This window comes from Halapricum salinum (genome assembly GCF_004799665.1).
Lineage (GTDB): Archaea > Halobacteriota > Halobacteria > Halobacteriales > Haloarculaceae > Halapricum > Halapricum salinum.
Genome location: NZ_CP031310.1, coordinates 1,809,050 through 1,823,734, shown reverse-complemented (window position 1 = coordinate 1,823,734; position 14,685 = coordinate 1,809,050). Strand labels below are relative to the sequence as shown.

The window sequence follows — 14,685 nt, the reverse complement described above, 5'->3', positions numbered from 1 at the left end:
AGGAGTCGAAATGATTTCCATGGGTGGGTGCCGAGATAGTGGCGATGAGGACGGCGCTCGTGACTGGCGCTGGGTCGGGAATCGGGCGAGCCACTGCTGAAACTCTGGCCGCTGCGGGGTGGCGCGTCTACGCCACCGACATCGACGCCGACGCTCTCGAAACTCTCGAGAACTGTCTTACGGAGACAGTGGACGTCACTGATGCCGACGACATCGAGTCACTCCATTCACGGATCGCTGACGAAGTCAGCGGGCTAGATTGTGTCGTCGCCAACGCAGGTGTGGCTCAGCTCGGCCCGCTCGCTGATATCCCGAGTGAGCAGCTCCAAGCACAGTTCGATGTCAACGTGCACGGCGCCCACCGCACCATCCAAGAGATGCTGCCACTGCTGGCCGAACGCGACGGGACTGCCATCATCGTTTCCAGCACGCACGCCCGGATCACGACCCCAGGCATGGGGGCGTACGCCGCCTCGAAACACGCCGTCGAAGCCCTCGCGGAAACACTCCGCATGGAAGTCACCGATCTCAGCGTCGATGTCGCCGTGATCGAACCCGCCTGGGTCACCACCGCCTTCGCAGACACCTCCCAACAGCACCTCGCCAACACGGATCACAGCGACCGGTTTGCAGACGTTTATGACGCGATGGCAGAGGGAACACTCATAGCGGGGCGTGGCCCACTGACAGTGTCGCCGGACCGGGTCGCAGCCAAGATCCACACTGTCGCCACCACCGAGAATCCCGCACTCCGCCACCCTGTCGGCTGGCCAGCGAAGCTACTCCTCTCGACCCGATGGCTTCCTCAGCCAGTTCGGTCACTCGGGCAGCGGACAGTGATCAAAGCCTTCGCCGCACTGCACCGCTTCCGAGGCCAGGACCGATGATACAGCAAACGATCTCGACCGGCCACACATTCCAACTCCCGGCGCAACTCTCTGCCTCGATCGTAGGCGCTGTGTTCCCCGCTGACCGGGCTGACGTTGCTGCGTTGCTGCCTGCTGGCTTAGAACCGATCCGGGCAACACGGTCCCGGGCTGCGCTGACAGTGCTGGCGGTCAGCTACGACCGCGTCGGCGACGACACGATCGAGCCGTACGACGAGGTGGGCGTCATCCTCCCAGCGGTCGAAACCGGGACACGGACGTGGCCGTATCTTTCAGCACTGCGACGCGGCGTCAGCGGCTACGTCTACACCCTTCCGGTTTCGACCGATCCAGCACGCGCCTTCGGCGAGGACATCTGGGGATACCCGAAACTCGTCGCCGATATCGACCTTCGAGACAATGGCCGCACACGATATGCGACTGTCACTGCCGATGGACAGCATATCCTCTCGTTCGAAGGAAAACGACCACCGACAATCCCCGCGCGACTATCCGGCTACAACTACACTGTCAAAGACGACTCCCTCCTCCGTGAAGAAACACGACTCTCAGGCAGGGCCGGGATTTGGCCACGGCGGCACGCAAGCCTGTGGTTCGGAGAGCACTGTATCGCCGAACGATTCGCCGACGTCGTAATTCGCGAGCGACCACTGTATACCGTCGCCGCCAACTGCGATTTTGAGATTAGTCCTGGATCTGTTATCTATCCTTAGTATTGAGGAACTGCTGACGTAGTTGACCGTGACACTCACTTCACTGTCACACTATTTCTTGCCCGTCCCGAATAGAGAGGGGTGCTCACCACCGAACGGATTCAGTGCGCCACTACTCGCCATCTCTGCTTTTCACAGATCTTTCTGGGCCGGGGTGTCCTACGTCGGACCTGTGAGATCCGTTTCAAAGATACCCTCGTCCTTTGTCCGAAGTGTACTCCTCGAGGATGTCACGTCGGACTTCGCGTCGCTCTTCAGGAGTACTCTCGTCGTAGACCTCCTGAATCACCTCCGGAGTCACATCGACCCGGTCGGTGAGGACCTCCAGTGGGACGCCTCGCCGACGGGCCTCGCTGATGTATCCGTGTCGAAGCGCGTGTGGTGAGCGTGACGATGGGCATTTCGCTGCCTGATTGACTGACTGCGCAGCTTCGCAGTCATCAAGCGCTTTGTCGTGTGGACAATCGCCGTGGATCATGCACGGCCTGGACCATTTGTATATATATTTCCGAAACGTCGTCGTCGATATTCGTCCGTACCGTGTCGCGAGCAATGGCTCACGTCCATTGTCATCCGTGACCTCAGGACGAATATCGTCGATGTAGTCGCGCAATACATCGGCGACCTCCGTGGCGATCGCGACTTGCTCTTCCCCGTTCTCCCCGTTTTTGAGTCGAGTCGGCGGCCGATGACGGAACTCTAGATACGGGTCACGCCCCTCGAGATGCGCATCGCACAGATCCAGCGCAACGTACCCACCGAGTCGCCGACCGACGCGCGCACTCACGAGCCAGACAACATGCTCCAGCGAGGCGTACTGATACCGCTCGAGATACTCCAATATCGTCTGCACCCGCTCAGGATCGACATCAACATCTCTGACACCTTCGGTATCGGAGAGATCCGGGATCTGCACCACCTCACTCAACCCAGGCTCAACCGCGTCGATCCGTTCCAAGTACCCAAGCAGTTGGCGAATGAGGTAGAGTTCGTCACGCATCGTCTTCGGCGACAATTCTTCAACTTCGTCACTTGACTCGTGACGCAGCCACGAGACATACTCATCGACACTACGCCGATCTAGCTCTCGAAGGTCATCGATATCACGTCTCTCGCAGAACGACTCAAAGCGAGACAGCTTCTTTTGATACTCGGCGATCGTGTTCGACGTCACGTCGTCCTGCTTTCGATTCAAAAACCGCTGCACACCGTCGGTAGGTTCGAGAGGCTTGAGATCAGGACCAACCACATCGCGTAACTCCTCGACAATTTCATCGTCAAGCTTCGAAAACCGTTCAGGCACTCCACCCACCTCCGTGATGAGAGAGGTAACTGGCTGTGTCTTCGGTCGCTGTTGCACGCTCTGGTTTGAGTTCGTGTCTATTCGGCATGTGTAGCGCGCCTCCATCCAATGGTGGGTGCGCGACCGAATGGTCGTTATCCCTATCCAACAGGTCACGAGCGACTATTTCAGATCTCCTGGACGTCGTAGCGTCCGGGACATGAATTTGACATCACCTGATTCGTAGAATACACGACTAATTACAGGACTCAGATCACATAGTGAGACGAGCCGGAAGTCGATTCTTTGTCGAACTCACGCAGTCGCATTGAGCGCCTCCCGGATGTTGCCTTCCCGTTCCTGAACTGTGTCAACGAGATAGCTATAGATCGGGTCGAGGTCGATGTTTTCGCGGTCAGTGTCGTCCCAGTCGTCGGCGCTGAGCAGAATTAACGTCCCAATTTGGCCTTTGAGCAGGCCGATCACGTACATCTGCATAGCGAACGTGTGTTCATCAAGCAAGATCTCTTGTTCAATATCCGGATACTTGGTCGCAATCCAGTCCACCTGTCTATCGACAAGCCTGTCGATTTTGCTGAAGAACTCTTCAAGAGGCTCCTTACTCGATCTTTGCTCCTGTTTTCTCCCGCACCCTGAGCAATACCGATCCGTCTTTGCGATCTGTTCCCCGCAATGCTGGCAGTATACCATTCGATGTGCAACGGCACGAATTCTATTCAGTGTTTATCACGGTGCGTATTTGTAATCCTGAAACGACCATGCTTCATCGGCGGCTATCCGGATGTCCATCCACCTAACTCAAGTCGCTCAGAGGGTATTCTGGGTGATAGATCCGTTTCTGAGTAGCAAGATGGTTGGTGTCAGTGGTGATCATCGGACTGCATCGTAGTATGTTTCCGCAGAAGCAGGGGTATCTGGTTGGTTCTTTGCGTCGGAGAGGACTTCTTTGCCTTCTTTGAAGTGTTCCAAGATAAATTGTCCTAGGAAATCCAGTTGGAGGCCATCGTTTTCTGTGATAACGCCTTTGCGTTTGAGATCTGCTAATCGTTCAGAAGCTTCTTGTCTATCACCGGTAATGCGAGCAAGAATTGCTTCCTCGTCTACTGTGGCTTTTGCTTCTTTGATTTCTCGGAGTAATTGATAATCAGGGGGAGACAGGGTAACTGGGTCTACGCCTTCAGTGATCTCAGATGTCCCATATGGGTTTCCGGTCAAATATCGTTTGCCGCGGTCACTGATGCGATAGTACGAGCCGGTTGTCCCAACGTCTTCAAGAAAATCGGAGTCTTCGAGTTTGTCTACCCGTCGTTTGATCGTTGAGTAGGAGACTGGTCGGTCTTGTAGGTCGAGATTTACTTCGATGCCGCGCTTGTTGAGTGCGACGCCTGTCTCACCGAGTAACTCGAGGATCTTGTCGTCGTTGGCGTTCAACCAGTTGGGTTGGAGTCGTCTCATATTCGGCATTGTTTGACCTGGTTATGGGCTATAGTTTCGACCAGAATGAATCCAGCTCTGTGGCACATTTCTGTACTAGTATATTGGTACAGTATTGGCTTACATTTTTAACCTAGTGGCGATAAGGACTCGATGCCGATGAGTAGTGACCCTGAGTTGGCTTCCGCTTCAGGAGACTGGTCAAGCTTTGCGCGACCAGCAGCAGAGTTTGAGGCATCGACTGGGTCTGACGAGTATGGACTAACGGTAACCGAGCCCGCGTGGACCGGCCGGCCCCCGTGTCGGACTGCAACAGTCTCACAGACAGCCGACGGACAGCCACTGCCGATCGCCATCGTCGTCGGACCAGACGAACTCAACAAACTAGGTGTCGATCCTGAGCAAGCCAGCGAAATCAAGTATCGAGTAACGAGTGAGCAGATCCACCTCTGGAGTGAGCACCACGATGACTGAGTCGGAAAATGCCACCGCGTATCCAACGTCGGAACAGTACCAGCGGTGGTGCGAGGAAGCTGCCAACCGCGATATGAGCGTCAGCGAATTCATACAGGCGATGGTGGAAACCGGACTGAAAGCCGTCTCGATCGAAGTGACGCCCGATGAATCACGGCGAGAACTCCGGCACCAGCGGAACGACCTGAAGAAAGAACTCGACAGAGCCAGAGACCGCATCGAAGAACTCGAAGACCAACTCCATGATCACGAGTCCCGAGCGATCGAACAGTACGTGGCCTCGAATCCAGGCGCCTCCTTCGAGGAAATCCTGCAATTTGTCGTTGATTCAGCGCCACGGCGCGTCAACACGCACCTGCACACGATGGAAGGTGACACCGTACGCATTGCAGACGGCCAGTACTACCCAGTAGAGCAGGCAGACGAAGCAAAGGGGGCTGGCTAATATGCCGCGGGCATTGTCGAAGGCACCAGTAGACCGTCTCGGTGTCTACAAACGGTACGAAGAGGTGCCAGAGCGCTATCGACTCCACCAGTACGCGGGAGAATACAGAGACCGCGACGTCTGGCAGGAGTTTGTTGAGGCGGAGCTCCTCGCAGAAGAGCGCACTGACCGGTACGAACAGGATGTCCGTCGCGCTGGAGAGTCCTGGCAGCAACACCTCGATAGTCGAGGAAGGCACCCGGCGCTGGCCACGCCAGCCGATGTCGAAACGTGGTGTGAATCACTGCTGGAGGAACGGAATGCTGAAACGGTGTATCTCAATTACTGGGTGAAAATACAGCAATTCTACGATTGGTTGCTGTATCACCCAGCCCATCCGCATGTCTACAACCCCGTCGTCATGGCCGCTGTGACAGGCGAATGCGCGTCGCGGGTTTGGACAGAAAAAGTCAATCGAGGTAAAAAATATGACTGACAGAGACGACAAGGCGGTCGATTCAGAAGCGATCCGAGAAAAGCAAGAAGAGGTAGCGGATGCGTTCGGCACAACTGCTGATCGGTTAGCAGAGTACGTGCCTAAGTTCAAGTCACTCAGGATAGATCCGTTGCAAATGTACCTAGAGGAGAACATCTACGGGAAAGGGCTCTCCGATGCAAGAGTGCGTGACTACGAGCGAGCGTACGAGCAGTATCGGGAGTTCATGGACACCGAAGGACGACCACCGGCGTGTCCCCGAAAAGACCATATCCGGCGTTTTGCGATCCACCAACTGGAGGAACGCGGAAAGGGGGTCCAGCAGGTCAAAGAGGATCTGCGATTACTTGACAAGGCCTACGAATACTGGCAGGAATCGGACACGTGGCCCCATCCCGAAGACTATCACCCAATCAAAGAGGGTAATGAGATGGTCGGGTTCCCGGAATACCGAAAAGAAGAATCGGACAAAGATGTGCGGATACTGGACCAAGACGTCCTGCGGGAACGGGTGCAGTCGATCAAAAACATCCGGAACCAAACGATCATCACAACCCAGTTCAAGCTGCTGGAGCGTGTCGGTGCGGTGACCGAGATGCTGCTCCGTGACATCACTATCCAGCACTCCGAGATCCAGGAACACTATCCTGAACTCGGCACCCACCCGCATCTTGAGGACTATGAAAACGCAGTCGTTATTCCGGACGGTAATTCGAGATCGCGGAACAAATCGGCGAATTCACGAATCCTGCCGATAGACGATGAACTGCGCCGGCTGTTCGTCCAATACTTGCTGATCCGTCCGGATGCTGACGAACCGTACCTCTTCCTGTCACAAGAGAGGAATGACCAGTTGTGGCCGAAGCGGATCAACCAGATGTGGAAGTCGGCCTTCCACCCAGAATTCGCCGAAACAGAGCAGTATGAGCCGATCACGAGTCACTACGGGCGACACTACTCAACAACGTATTGGGGAATTGATCAGAACCTCCCCCGTGAGCTCGTCAAATACATGCGCGGGGACGAGCTACAAGATGAGGACAATCAGAACGACGCCATCGATACGTACCTGCACCCGAAGTACGAAGACATCGAAGAGGTATACCGGGAGAACGTCTTCAAGTTCGGGCTACTGTGACCACTGCCCGTGTATTAAATCTCTCCAACGAAACGGAGATGCAGTCATCAGAGGGCGCGAATTCTCGCGATGAGTCCGCATTTGAGAGTCACCCGTCAAGGCTCACCTCCTTAGGAATGGTTATTCCTGTTCTCAGCGAGTAATCGGCGTCCATCTTGGCGATCTGAACATGTGATCTCGCCAGAGGATGCACCAGCCGAGACGATACAAGGCTGTGAAACTACCTTGATTTCATAGACGACTTTTCAGTATGTGATTGTTCCTTTCTCAGTGATGTACGCGACTCCCTTCTCCATGGAGAATACCTATATGTCATCTCTGAAACCTCGTCTTCAACAAAAACACTCTCTTTATAAAGAATACAACCTCACCGGCTTCAGCGCTGAAATCTCGTCTTCACCAAAAACATCTTCTTTATAAAAGACAGGTCCTGACAGTTTCATCACAAAGCATCCCACTGGTACCGTCTCGATCGTCAAGTTACGAGTCGAAAACGACAACTCGGAGCTCTCGTTCGCTACTGGAGAAACTCAAGATGTACTGTTCTAAACGGTCGCATCAGTTCATATAGCGTTGACCACACACGGTTCGGAAACGCACGAATTCTCCCGCTCGTCTGTCCATGTGCGACTTATTGATGCTTCAAGGCCCAACTTGCAAGCTCATCGTCCCCTCGATGGATAGCACCAATCCCTGACAAAAACATCGTGCAAGATACAGAGCGTGAATGCAGCATAGGTCGTCGGTGACCCTGGGTGTCCAGGACGGGAACGACTCGCCGCCGACTTCTAGTATCCTACCAGCTACTGATATCCCATTGAACATCGGTAGCGAGCCAGTGAATACCCCATAATTAGCGACATACTTCAACACGGAAAGATGACTGACAGCCAAATCGTACAGCCCCTTTATATATTCTGAAAAAATATATCTGTGTATGAACGACCGGCAAACAGCAGTATCGCGTTCAATAGAGTACGATATTGCTGAATGCACCCATTGTAACGATGAGGTATTTATCGACAACGAAAGAGAAAATGTAGACGATTTACCCGAAGGGATACCCTTGGTGATCGGTGGGGGTGAGCAAATGTCTGTAGACAAGACAGACCGCAGTACCCTATCAAAGAGCCATTGGCGTCCCAAGACGGTCATTAAGTGGTTCACAAGTGAGGGACAAAGCGCCGATCTGACTGAACAGTATCTTTGCCGATCCTGTGCGAAGTCACTGTACGGAGAATGAAGCGGGAAAGTGCAGTTTCCGAAACCATCTCGTACGATACTGGGCACTGTTCGATTTGTGAAAGAGAAGTCGCTCTCGGCCAGTCAGTACCTGACGACGTGATCGATCCAAAAGCATACGCTGTGATCCTTGGTGAAGGTGAACTCAGCAAGAATGTAGAACACGAGGGTAACTGGGAGTTTGAACTAGTGTTCCAGTTAGACGAAACAGATCAGCGGCACCCAAATGTGAATGGGTTCATCATCTGCGAGGAGTGCGCTAGAAACATCCACGGGCATCCTGACGACGCAGACCATTATCATGGCAAAATCCCAAGCGAAATAGTTGGCGGATCGCTATCCGATGAGACGGCAGTAGAGATGAATCAAGCGGCGGTGGCATTGGCAATACTATTGCTGGTTATTATACTGATACTAGTATTTTCGCTCTAAACTTGGTCTAACAGATCATCTTTCTTTTGTTCGAACTCCTCGTCGGAGATTGCACCCTTTTCATTCAGTTCTTTTAATTTATCGATCCTGTCCAACGGGTCTGTCTCTCCGCCGGCCGATCCATCCTGTGCCCCCCGAGACGATCTGGATTTCTCCCTGATGAAGTTCACCATCGCTTGCAACTCATTTGAGTCATGCGAGTTTGTCACGCCAATCCCATACGTCGCCGACTGAGTCTCTATGGCTATCTTTTTGAAAACCATCCCTTTCCGCAGGTTCACCGAAGATATGTCTTCGTAATTAAACGTCTGTTGCTCGTTGCCTATCAGCTTCTGCTTTCGCTTGAGCAGTATCCGCCTATCAGTCAGGGCCAAACGTAGCTTCATCGTCTGCTTCTCCTCACCATTGATAGAGAAACGGTTCCCAGTTGATAGGTAGTGCACCTTTTCCCCCGGTGAGAGGTGTTGATCGATTTTTGCCACGTCCGATTTTGTGACTGATGGGCCCTGTGGTTCACAATTTAGATCGGCATTTTCGAGTACGATATCATCGTCATCTTGACTGAATAGCCCCATACCATGTGAGACTCTCTCGTAACAAAATAGGCTTTTGGGCACTATCTGTTGAGGAGACTGCATGGCTAAGACGGAGTTGGTTTTGACGATCTCGGCTAATTCGAGATAATCGGTGATCTTGTTGTCGCCTCCTGACTGGGCCGCAGCATCAGACCGAAGGCACCTCTTCGATGAATGCGCGCGCTACATCTTTCACGCGTCAATATAACTTTCAAGACACAGAGGAGTTAGCGAGATTCGAACTTGTGAATCCATGGCCGACTATACTCTTATAAACCTCTTCAGAATCACTTATAAATGATATTGATATCGAGGGATCATCGCCACGCACTCCCTTGGTTTTGGAGAATTGGAGTACTAGTAGATCTTCATTAGTGAGCATCCCCGCAGTGGTGATGATGACGGTGTTCTGGTCGGCGATCCGGCGTCGCTGGCCGTCGCGTCCGGTGACCTCACGGGCGTTCGAGACCGCTCGCTGGAGGGCGTCGGCGTCCCGAACGAACGCGGGATACTGCCGGAGAATCTCGGTGACGCGCGTGCCCGAGCAGACTTCCGACGTAGAAACGACTCAATTTGCACATCCTTTCGCAGTCTATGGGTTTCGGTGTTACATTATGCCGGTCAAACTACTCCGAGAGGGGGCAACACCCATCGAATGATCCGCAAAGAGCAATTGACTGAATCAAAACAGGGGATGTGTCGGACCCTTCGGTCGGGGACAATCGGGAGAGCGAAGCCGGGAGCGAGGCTATAGACACCATAGAGAAGCCCCGAATGGGCAAATAACGCGTTTGAAACCCCAGTTCAGCGAACCCCCACATTTCGTGTCGAGCGCAACACTATTTTACACACACGTCCGCAGTATAGCGGTTTTAGAATCGACCGATCTATAGAGTGATGGTGAGGCCGGTTTCACGTCGAAACAGAGTGAGAAATCAGCCTCGAACGGGCGTCTGGAGACTGCTCGGCCACTGGGACTCCTATCGCGAGAGCACCCCTCCAACACTGGCCATTCCACACACCCACGCAATTCTCCGGAGAACACTGTTCTTGCGGACCCTCGGGATGGTTGTGCGGGAAAGCTGAATTCGATGGTGAATGGGGCTTCTGTATCGAGCAGCCCGACTCACAGATACCCTACGAGTCTTCATCGCCGAATGTTTCGACGACTCTCTTGACTTCCGTGGCGTAGTATTCGGCGATCGTCCGAAGTGCGGGCGGCGTGGCTTCGAGGCTTATCTTGAGTACGTGTGCTTCCGGAAGATCCAGTCCATGTTCTTCAAGAGAGCCAACCGGGAGCGGAATAGATCCGAGTGTGAACGCCCCCTGGGCACTGAGCTCTGCGAGGAGTTCGCTCCGTCGTTCGCGTGTACGGACGTCGCCACGAACCTCATCTCGACCCTGAAGTGTCTCTTCGACGTTCAGGGATATGCGCATCTGGATTTCCTCGTGAACCTCGACAGTACCATACTCGTCGATCACCCTGACGGGACTGTTTGCATCAGCTATCGTGTACCCATATCCACAGCCACAGAGTGACCAACCAGGCAACGCACCCGTCAAGAGGTCGAGTTCTACTTAGTGATCACAAGAAGAGGCTTGACAATCAAATGAAGCCCGTCGTACTGTCTCGGGCATGGATAGGAACGAACAGACGCCGACTCGAGAAGACCTCTTCGACTGAGTGAGATACCTGTCTCGCTCGCTGTCTACGTGCTCTTTTCCAAAAGTCTCGACACACACCTCACGCTATAGGGGCATCGACTGGACGGACCGTCGCGCTCACGAATAACGTTCGAGCCCCAGGAGGTTCGACGGCCAGCAGTCGGTCGAGTCGATAGCTGTCCGTACCTGTCGTATCGGTTTCGTAACAGAGCGTGGCGACGGCGCTGAGCGGGGCCACTATTTCTGAGCGGGCCGCCTCCGAGCAGGATGGAGCGACTGATGCAAGATCGAAGTCGAACAACGGATTCGCGCCGTGATAAGAGAGTGTGGTGCCATACTCGGGATCAGAATCGAGTTCGGTGGTGATCGGCTCGATCGGGTGTATTCGTGTCTCGGCGTGGCCGCGACAGCGGAGGTGACGAAGTGGCCAGCTGGTGTGCGTTCGAGGGGGATCGAGCGAGCAGGTTTCGAAGAACTCGAATACTGGTGTCGGATCCAAGAGCGCTCCGGTCGTGAGCAGAGAGAGTTCGACGGTGAACGACCCCTGGGTAGATCTGGTGACTTCGAACGCGAGCCAGCCGTAATCAGTCGGCCAGCAGCCCGCACCCACGATCGACGCATCGGCGATCTTCGAGTGAATCGTGTCGACGCTACTGTGTTCGAGTCGGCGTTCGAGGTCTTCGAGGTCTTCGAGAAAGCGTCCGGGCGTGTTCCCGTAGATCTGTCTCGACCCGAAGCGAACGGCGTAGAAGAACGTCTGCGGTTCGAGCGTTGGGTCGAGGAGCAACTGGGCTGTCTCGAAGAGTGTAGTGAGGTCAGCTGTCGTATCAGTCGTGGTTCGGGCCGTGAGCGTCGAGAACTGTGGGGCACCGCGTTCGATCACTGGGAGGGAGAACGTCGGGAGACAGACCACGACGCGATTCCCTGTGTTGGTCGTGAACGCTCTCGGATAGTCGTCGTCGGTAAGCCACTGTATGGAAGAGTCGCTGACTGTGGCAGGAGGTTGCTGTGTGAGTGTGAACGAGTCACTGTAGGGTTCGAGGGGCATGGCGTGAGTCGGTAGCGCTCAATCTCTGTATGGGAGCACTATCGTTTCGGTTTGATTCCAGAGAAGCACTCGGAGCGCATGTCGTGATAGAAGAGAGCAGCAACTCCAGAAAACCCTCACCACGCTCGCTAGGAGATCGCGTCAGCATAACCGCTGTATTCAACAACGCAGGAAAGCCCTCACCACGCTGGCTAGGAATTTCTGAAGGAGACAACAAGCAGGGAAAGCCCTCACCACGCTCGCGGCCGTTGCGCAGGATATCTTCGCTCACTCTGCTCGCTCAGATAGCGCCTGCGCAACGACTCCCTTTCAGCGCGAGCGCGCTTCGCCCTTTCAATCCACCAGGAGCGTGGACGTGTCTGTTTCCGAGTCGCCGTGTTTTACTGGATCTCGATGGCTCGCCCCGCTCGCCTCTCGTGGCCAGACGCGGTGTTCGCTGGCGCTCACACCGCTGCTCGCTCACTTCGTCAGTGCCAGCGGGGTAGTCGGTCGGTTCCTGCGCGCCTGCGGTGCTCGGAACGCGAGCAGACTACTCCCGCTGGCCGCTCGCACTGGCCACTCCAGCGCGCGTGGCTGGTTGTTTCGACTGTGGCGCCGCTCGCGCCCCAGGGGGCGCTCACGAAGGCGCGAGCGGCGCTGTGACGTATCTGTCGATGTCGCAGGAAAACCCGCGGTAGTGACGCGGGTGGTCGGCGTCGTGTGACGCCTTCGGAGCTGAACTCCAATGTCGAGTACAACCCGAATCGGATATGAAGTTTCGCACGATGAACAGCAGTCTGTCGAGGAATTCGAGGCAGTCGAAGAACCGGAGCTACGGCCCTCAGTCGCACAGGAGATCGATGCGAAGGTGGACGGGATCGCACCAGGAACGGTCTCTCGGGGGATGAGCCTCGAAGACGAAGAACGGATGGTGGCCAGAGAGTGGGAAGTTCGACGGACGAGAGTGCGGTGGGATCGACGGCAAGACTCAGACAGAGAAGTCCGGACGCGAAGCGTGGTCGAAGACGTGAACGCGAAGCGACGGCACGAGATTGGAAAGCGAGCGGCGAGCGTGGATCGGTGGGCCGACCCGGACATCGACGATCCCAGAGTGCAGTTGTCGCGAGTGCAGTTGGGCGAGGTGAACAGGCAGGCGGCGCGGTTGGCAGGCGAACTCCGTGGGTGGAGTCGGGGAGCGATCAGTCGGCGGTTGGCTGAGCGCGTGGTCGATGGCGTGGAGATGCTGGATGCGGTCGTGGCAGTCTACGACGAACTCACCGAATGTGGGGGGCAGGTAATCCCGATTTCGAGGGTGGAACAGGTGGATGAATACGAGGTGGATATCGAGGGTGTGGTGAGCGTGTTGTGGGAACCTAGTTGTGCGGCGATCAGGCAAGTGGGGTTGCTCGAAGATCAGACTGGGCGGATCAAGTTCACGTCGTGGCGCAAATCAGGCCAGCCACTGGTTCGTGAGGGCGAGCGAGTGCGGCTACGGGCGGTCGCGAAGAACTGGTACGAGGGCCGGTGTTCGGTTGCGCTCACGGGGAAGACGCTGGTCTCCTTCCCCGGTCAAGACAGGCAGTAACGGGCGGCTCTCGTTTTTTGGAGCCGGTACCAGTGCGAAAGCCCACCGGCTTCACCCGTTGGTATCTGACGTCACTTCTTTGTGTCACTCAGTCACGTATCCCCGCAGGGTGGGTTGTCGAGATTGCACTGGACACTTCCTGAAATTCGAAACGTGCAGTCATCCTCTGAACTGATATCGGGCTTCGACAGCGTCGACAAAGTCGAACGCCCTGACAAGTTGGACACGATCGTCGTAGCCGTGCTCGGTCATCGCTCGCTCAACTCCTCGGAAGGCGGGCAAATCGTGTGTGTAGACGGCTACTGAGCCAGCTTCTCCACGGTCTAACAACATCGCTGTGGATCCACCTATCTCGGCATCAGCTTGCTCAATGTCGTGTTCAGCGCGGTCGTCAGCGGCGGCGATGTACCGACGGACCATGTCCATCGTGGCTGAAACCACAGGATTCGTGTAGTCAACCTCGTCGAGAACGTCTATCCATCCGGCCTCGAGCGCGTCCTCAACCGGGGGTGTCCCGTACGGGTAGTTCTCGGGCGTCAACTCCTCGTATACCCGAGATGGAAGAAGGAGCACGATATCGTGTTCTCTGACAGCTCGTTCGAGCAATGCAACAGTGTCGTGTCGCTCGAAAGCGACGAACAGGTTCGTATCGATAACGTGAGCCTCCACATCGGGGAACAGCGAATTCGGCACGCCGTCTCACTCCTGCCGACGCTCATCAACTACCGCGTCGAGTTCGTCGATGTTGGGGCTTTCTTCGAGTTCAGGATCGACCTCGATGAGCACGTCGCGCAGTTCTTGGAGAATCGTCTCGGCTTCAAGCACAGGGATCTCTTGCTCGCGAGCCATGAGACGAGCGTTCATCCGCCCCTGAACGTAGTCACGGGCATATTCGAGCCCAGTTGCGAGCCCGCTTGTCCCGTGCCGGTCGAGATACAACTGGAGATTTTCGTTCGTCTCACTTCGAGCGAGTGCGACGAACAGCGCTGGTGTGATCCGATAGGTCTCGTCGCCCGCTTGCACACGTAAATCGACTTGTTGGGCCTGGTAGCGGTGCGGTTGCGTGTCGGTGACCCGTGCGAGGATGCCACTTTCGACCAGGTGTTTCACGTCCTCGTAGATGGTAGTGGTCGAACTGTCGAGTTCTTCGGACAGCTCTTCAACCGTTGGCGTATCAAGGGCGAGTACCCTGGCGTAAATCCGGACATACCGCTGGTTCGTCACGACATCAGAGATGGCGAGCATTGCATCGAGTGGATGTGAGCGCCGAGCAGCGATATCGGACATGTA

General features: G+C 55.3%; 16 protein-coding genes and 1 pseudogene. 8 read left to right on the top strand and 9 right to left on the bottom strand.

The features are described from left to right. Positions 1-44: 44 nt before the first annotated feature. On the top strand, positions 45-887 hold the full coding sequence (locus DV733_RS09185; protein WP_049994980.1) for an SDR family NAD(P)-dependent oxidoreductase: 843 nt from the start codon (positions 45-47) through the stop codon (positions 885-887). Then, positions 797-1,600 carry an acetoacetate decarboxylase family protein gene (locus DV733_RS09180; RefSeq protein WP_338085605.1) on the top strand — a complete coding sequence of 268 codons (804 nt, stop codon included), beginning with the start codon at positions 797-799 and terminating at the stop codon, positions 1,598-1,600. Before DV733_RS09185 ends, DV733_RS09180 begins: the two co-directional genes overlap by 91 nt. 184 nt (positions 1,601-1,784) lie before the next feature. Here the strand turns inward: DV733_RS09180 and DV733_RS09175 are convergent, their stop codons facing one another. The 3 genes from DV733_RS09175 to DV733_RS17455 all read right to left on the bottom strand — a co-directional run bounded on the left by DV733_RS09175 (position 1,785) and on the right by DV733_RS17455 (position 4,358). Continuing rightward, positions 1,785-2,903 carry a tyrosine-type recombinase/integrase gene (locus tag DV733_RS09175; RefSeq protein WP_202594305.1) on the bottom strand — a complete coding sequence of 373 codons (1,119 nt, stop codon included), beginning with the start codon at positions 2,901-2,903 and terminating at the stop codon, positions 1,785-1,787. A gap of 294 nt (positions 2,904-3,197) precedes the next feature. Then, the gene (locus tag DV733_RS09170; RefSeq protein WP_049994983.1) at positions 3,198-3,593 is read right to left on the bottom strand and encodes a zinc ribbon domain-containing protein; all 396 of its coding nucleotides are present in this window, start codon (positions 3,591-3,593) and stop codon (positions 3,198-3,200) included. A 180-nt stretch (positions 3,594-3,773) separates the two neighbouring features. Next, the gene (locus tag DV733_RS17455) at positions 3,774-4,358 is read right to left on the bottom strand and encodes a hypothetical protein (protein ID WP_174876515.1); all 585 of its coding nucleotides are present in this window, start codon (positions 4,356-4,358) and stop codon (positions 3,774-3,776) included. A 526-nt stretch (positions 4,359-4,884) separates the two neighbouring features. Between DV733_RS17455 and DV733_RS09160 the strand changes: the two genes are divergently transcribed. The 5 genes from DV733_RS09160 to DV733_RS09140 all read left to right on the top strand — a co-directional run bounded on the left by DV733_RS09160 (position 4,885) and on the right by DV733_RS09140 (position 8,543). Then, complete coding sequence (locus DV733_RS09160; protein WP_237560527.1) at positions 4,885-5,256, top strand: hypothetical protein; 372 nt, start codon at positions 4,885-4,887, stop codon at positions 5,254-5,256. Between the two features lies 1 nt (position 5,257). Beyond that, positions 5,258-5,731 (top strand): hypothetical protein, encoded by a 474-nt coding sequence (locus tag DV733_RS09155; RefSeq protein WP_049994985.1) that lies wholly within the window; start codon positions 5,258-5,260, stop codon positions 5,729-5,731. Then, positions 5,724-6,869, top strand: a complete 1,146-nt coding sequence (locus DV733_RS09150) for a site-specific integrase (protein ID WP_049994986.1) — start codon at positions 5,724-5,726, stop codon at positions 6,867-6,869. Before DV733_RS09155 ends, DV733_RS09150 begins: the two co-directional genes overlap by 8 nt. 937 nt (positions 6,870-7,806) lie before the next feature. Further along, a complete protein-coding gene (locus DV733_RS09145) occupies positions 7,807-8,112 on the top strand; it encodes a hypothetical protein (RefSeq protein ID WP_136342317.1) in 306 nt (101 codons plus the stop codon). Next, positions 8,109-8,543 carry a hypothetical protein gene (locus tag DV733_RS09140; RefSeq protein ID WP_049994987.1) on the top strand — a complete coding sequence of 145 codons (435 nt, stop codon included), beginning with the start codon at positions 8,109-8,111 and terminating at the stop codon, positions 8,541-8,543. Before DV733_RS09145 ends, DV733_RS09140 begins: the two co-directional genes overlap by 4 nt. Here DV733_RS09140 and DV733_RS17535 read toward each other — a convergent pair. From DV733_RS17535 to DV733_RS09120, 4 genes and pseudogenes are all read right to left on the bottom strand, one after another. After that, positions 8,540-9,118: a PH domain-containing protein gene (locus DV733_RS17535; protein ID WP_049994988.1), complete on the bottom strand. Its 579-nt coding sequence runs from the start codon at positions 9,116-9,118 to the stop codon at positions 8,540-8,542. The genes DV733_RS09140 and DV733_RS17535 overlap by 4 nt on opposite strands. 373 nt (positions 9,119-9,491) lie before the next feature. Further along, positions 9,492-9,659: pseudogene (locus tag DV733_RS17680) on the bottom strand (MBL fold metallo-hydrolase); the annotation flags it as partial. A 596-nt stretch (positions 9,660-10,255) separates the two neighbouring features. After that, positions 10,256-10,600, bottom strand: a complete 345-nt coding sequence (locus DV733_RS09125; protein ID WP_049994989.1) for a hypothetical protein — start codon at positions 10,598-10,600, stop codon at positions 10,256-10,258. Between the two features lie 262 nt (positions 10,601-10,862). Beyond that, positions 10,863-11,831, bottom strand: coding sequence for a hypothetical protein (locus tag DV733_RS09120; RefSeq protein WP_049994990.1), 969 nt, complete (start codon positions 11,829-11,831; stop codon positions 10,863-10,865). A gap of 724 nt (positions 11,832-12,555) precedes the next feature. Here DV733_RS09120 and DV733_RS09115 point away from each other — a divergent pair. After that, positions 12,556-13,395: a DNA-binding protein gene (locus DV733_RS09115; RefSeq protein WP_049994991.1), complete on the top strand. Its 840-nt coding sequence runs from the start codon at positions 12,556-12,558 to the stop codon at positions 13,393-13,395. 159 nt (positions 13,396-13,554) lie between these two features. On the opposite strand, the gene DV733_RS09110 is transcribed toward DV733_RS09115, so the two are convergent. After that, positions 13,555-14,088: a hypothetical protein gene (locus DV733_RS09110; protein ID WP_049994992.1), complete on the bottom strand. Its 534-nt coding sequence runs from the start codon at positions 14,086-14,088 to the stop codon at positions 13,555-13,557. A 6-nt stretch (positions 14,089-14,094) separates the two neighbouring features. Further along, entirely contained in the window at positions 14,095-14,682 is a 588-nt protein-coding gene (locus tag DV733_RS09105) for a DUF7437 domain-containing protein (protein WP_049994993.1), read from the bottom strand. Between the last annotated feature and the right edge of the window lie 3 nt (positions 14,683-14,685).

Bases quoted from the DNA above. Each gene is read 5' to 3' on its own strand.
- DV733_RS09180 (WP_338085605.1), top strand. From the start codon at position 797: ATGGCTTCCTCAGCCAGTTCGGTCACTCGGGCAGCGGACAGTGATCAA.
- DV733_RS09145 (WP_136342317.1), top strand. From the start codon at position 7,807: ATGAACGACCGGCAAACAGCAGTATCGCGTTCAATAGAGTACGATATT.
- DV733_RS17455 (WP_174876515.1), bottom strand. From the start codon at position 4,358: ATGAGACGACTCCAACCCAACTGGTTGAACGCCAACGACGACAAGATC.
- DV733_RS09170 (WP_049994983.1), bottom strand. From the start codon at position 3,593: ATGGTATACTGCCAGCATTGCGGGGAACAGATCGCAAAGACGGATCGG.
- DV733_RS09160 (WP_237560527.1), top strand. From the start codon at position 4,885: ATGAGCGTCAGCGAATTCATACAGGCGATGGTGGAAACCGGACTGAAA.
- DV733_RS17535 (WP_049994988.1), bottom strand. From the start codon at position 9,118: ATGGGGCTATTCAGTCAAGATGACGATGATATCGTACTCGAAAATGCC.
- DV733_RS09185 (WP_049994980.1), top strand. From the start codon at position 45: ATGAGGACGGCGCTCGTGACTGGCGCTGGGTCGGGAATCGGGCGAGCC.
- DV733_RS09120 (WP_049994990.1), bottom strand. From the start codon at position 11,831: ATGCCCCTCGAACCCTACAGTGACTCGTTCACACTCACACAGCAACCT.
- DV733_RS09140 (WP_049994987.1), top strand. From the start codon at position 8,109: ATGAAGCGGGAAAGTGCAGTTTCCGAAACCATCTCGTACGATACTGGG.
- DV733_RS09105 (WP_049994993.1), bottom strand. From the start codon at position 14,682: ATGTCCGATATCGCTGCTCGGCGCTCACATCCACTCGATGCAATGCTC.
- DV733_RS09155 (WP_049994985.1), top strand. From the start codon at position 5,258: ATGCCGCGGGCATTGTCGAAGGCACCAGTAGACCGTCTCGGTGTCTAC.
- DV733_RS09150 (WP_049994986.1), top strand. From the start codon at position 5,724: ATGACTGACAGAGACGACAAGGCGGTCGATTCAGAAGCGATCCGAGAA.
- DV733_RS09115 (WP_049994991.1), top strand. From the start codon at position 12,556: ATGTCGAGTACAACCCGAATCGGATATGAAGTTTCGCACGATGAACAG.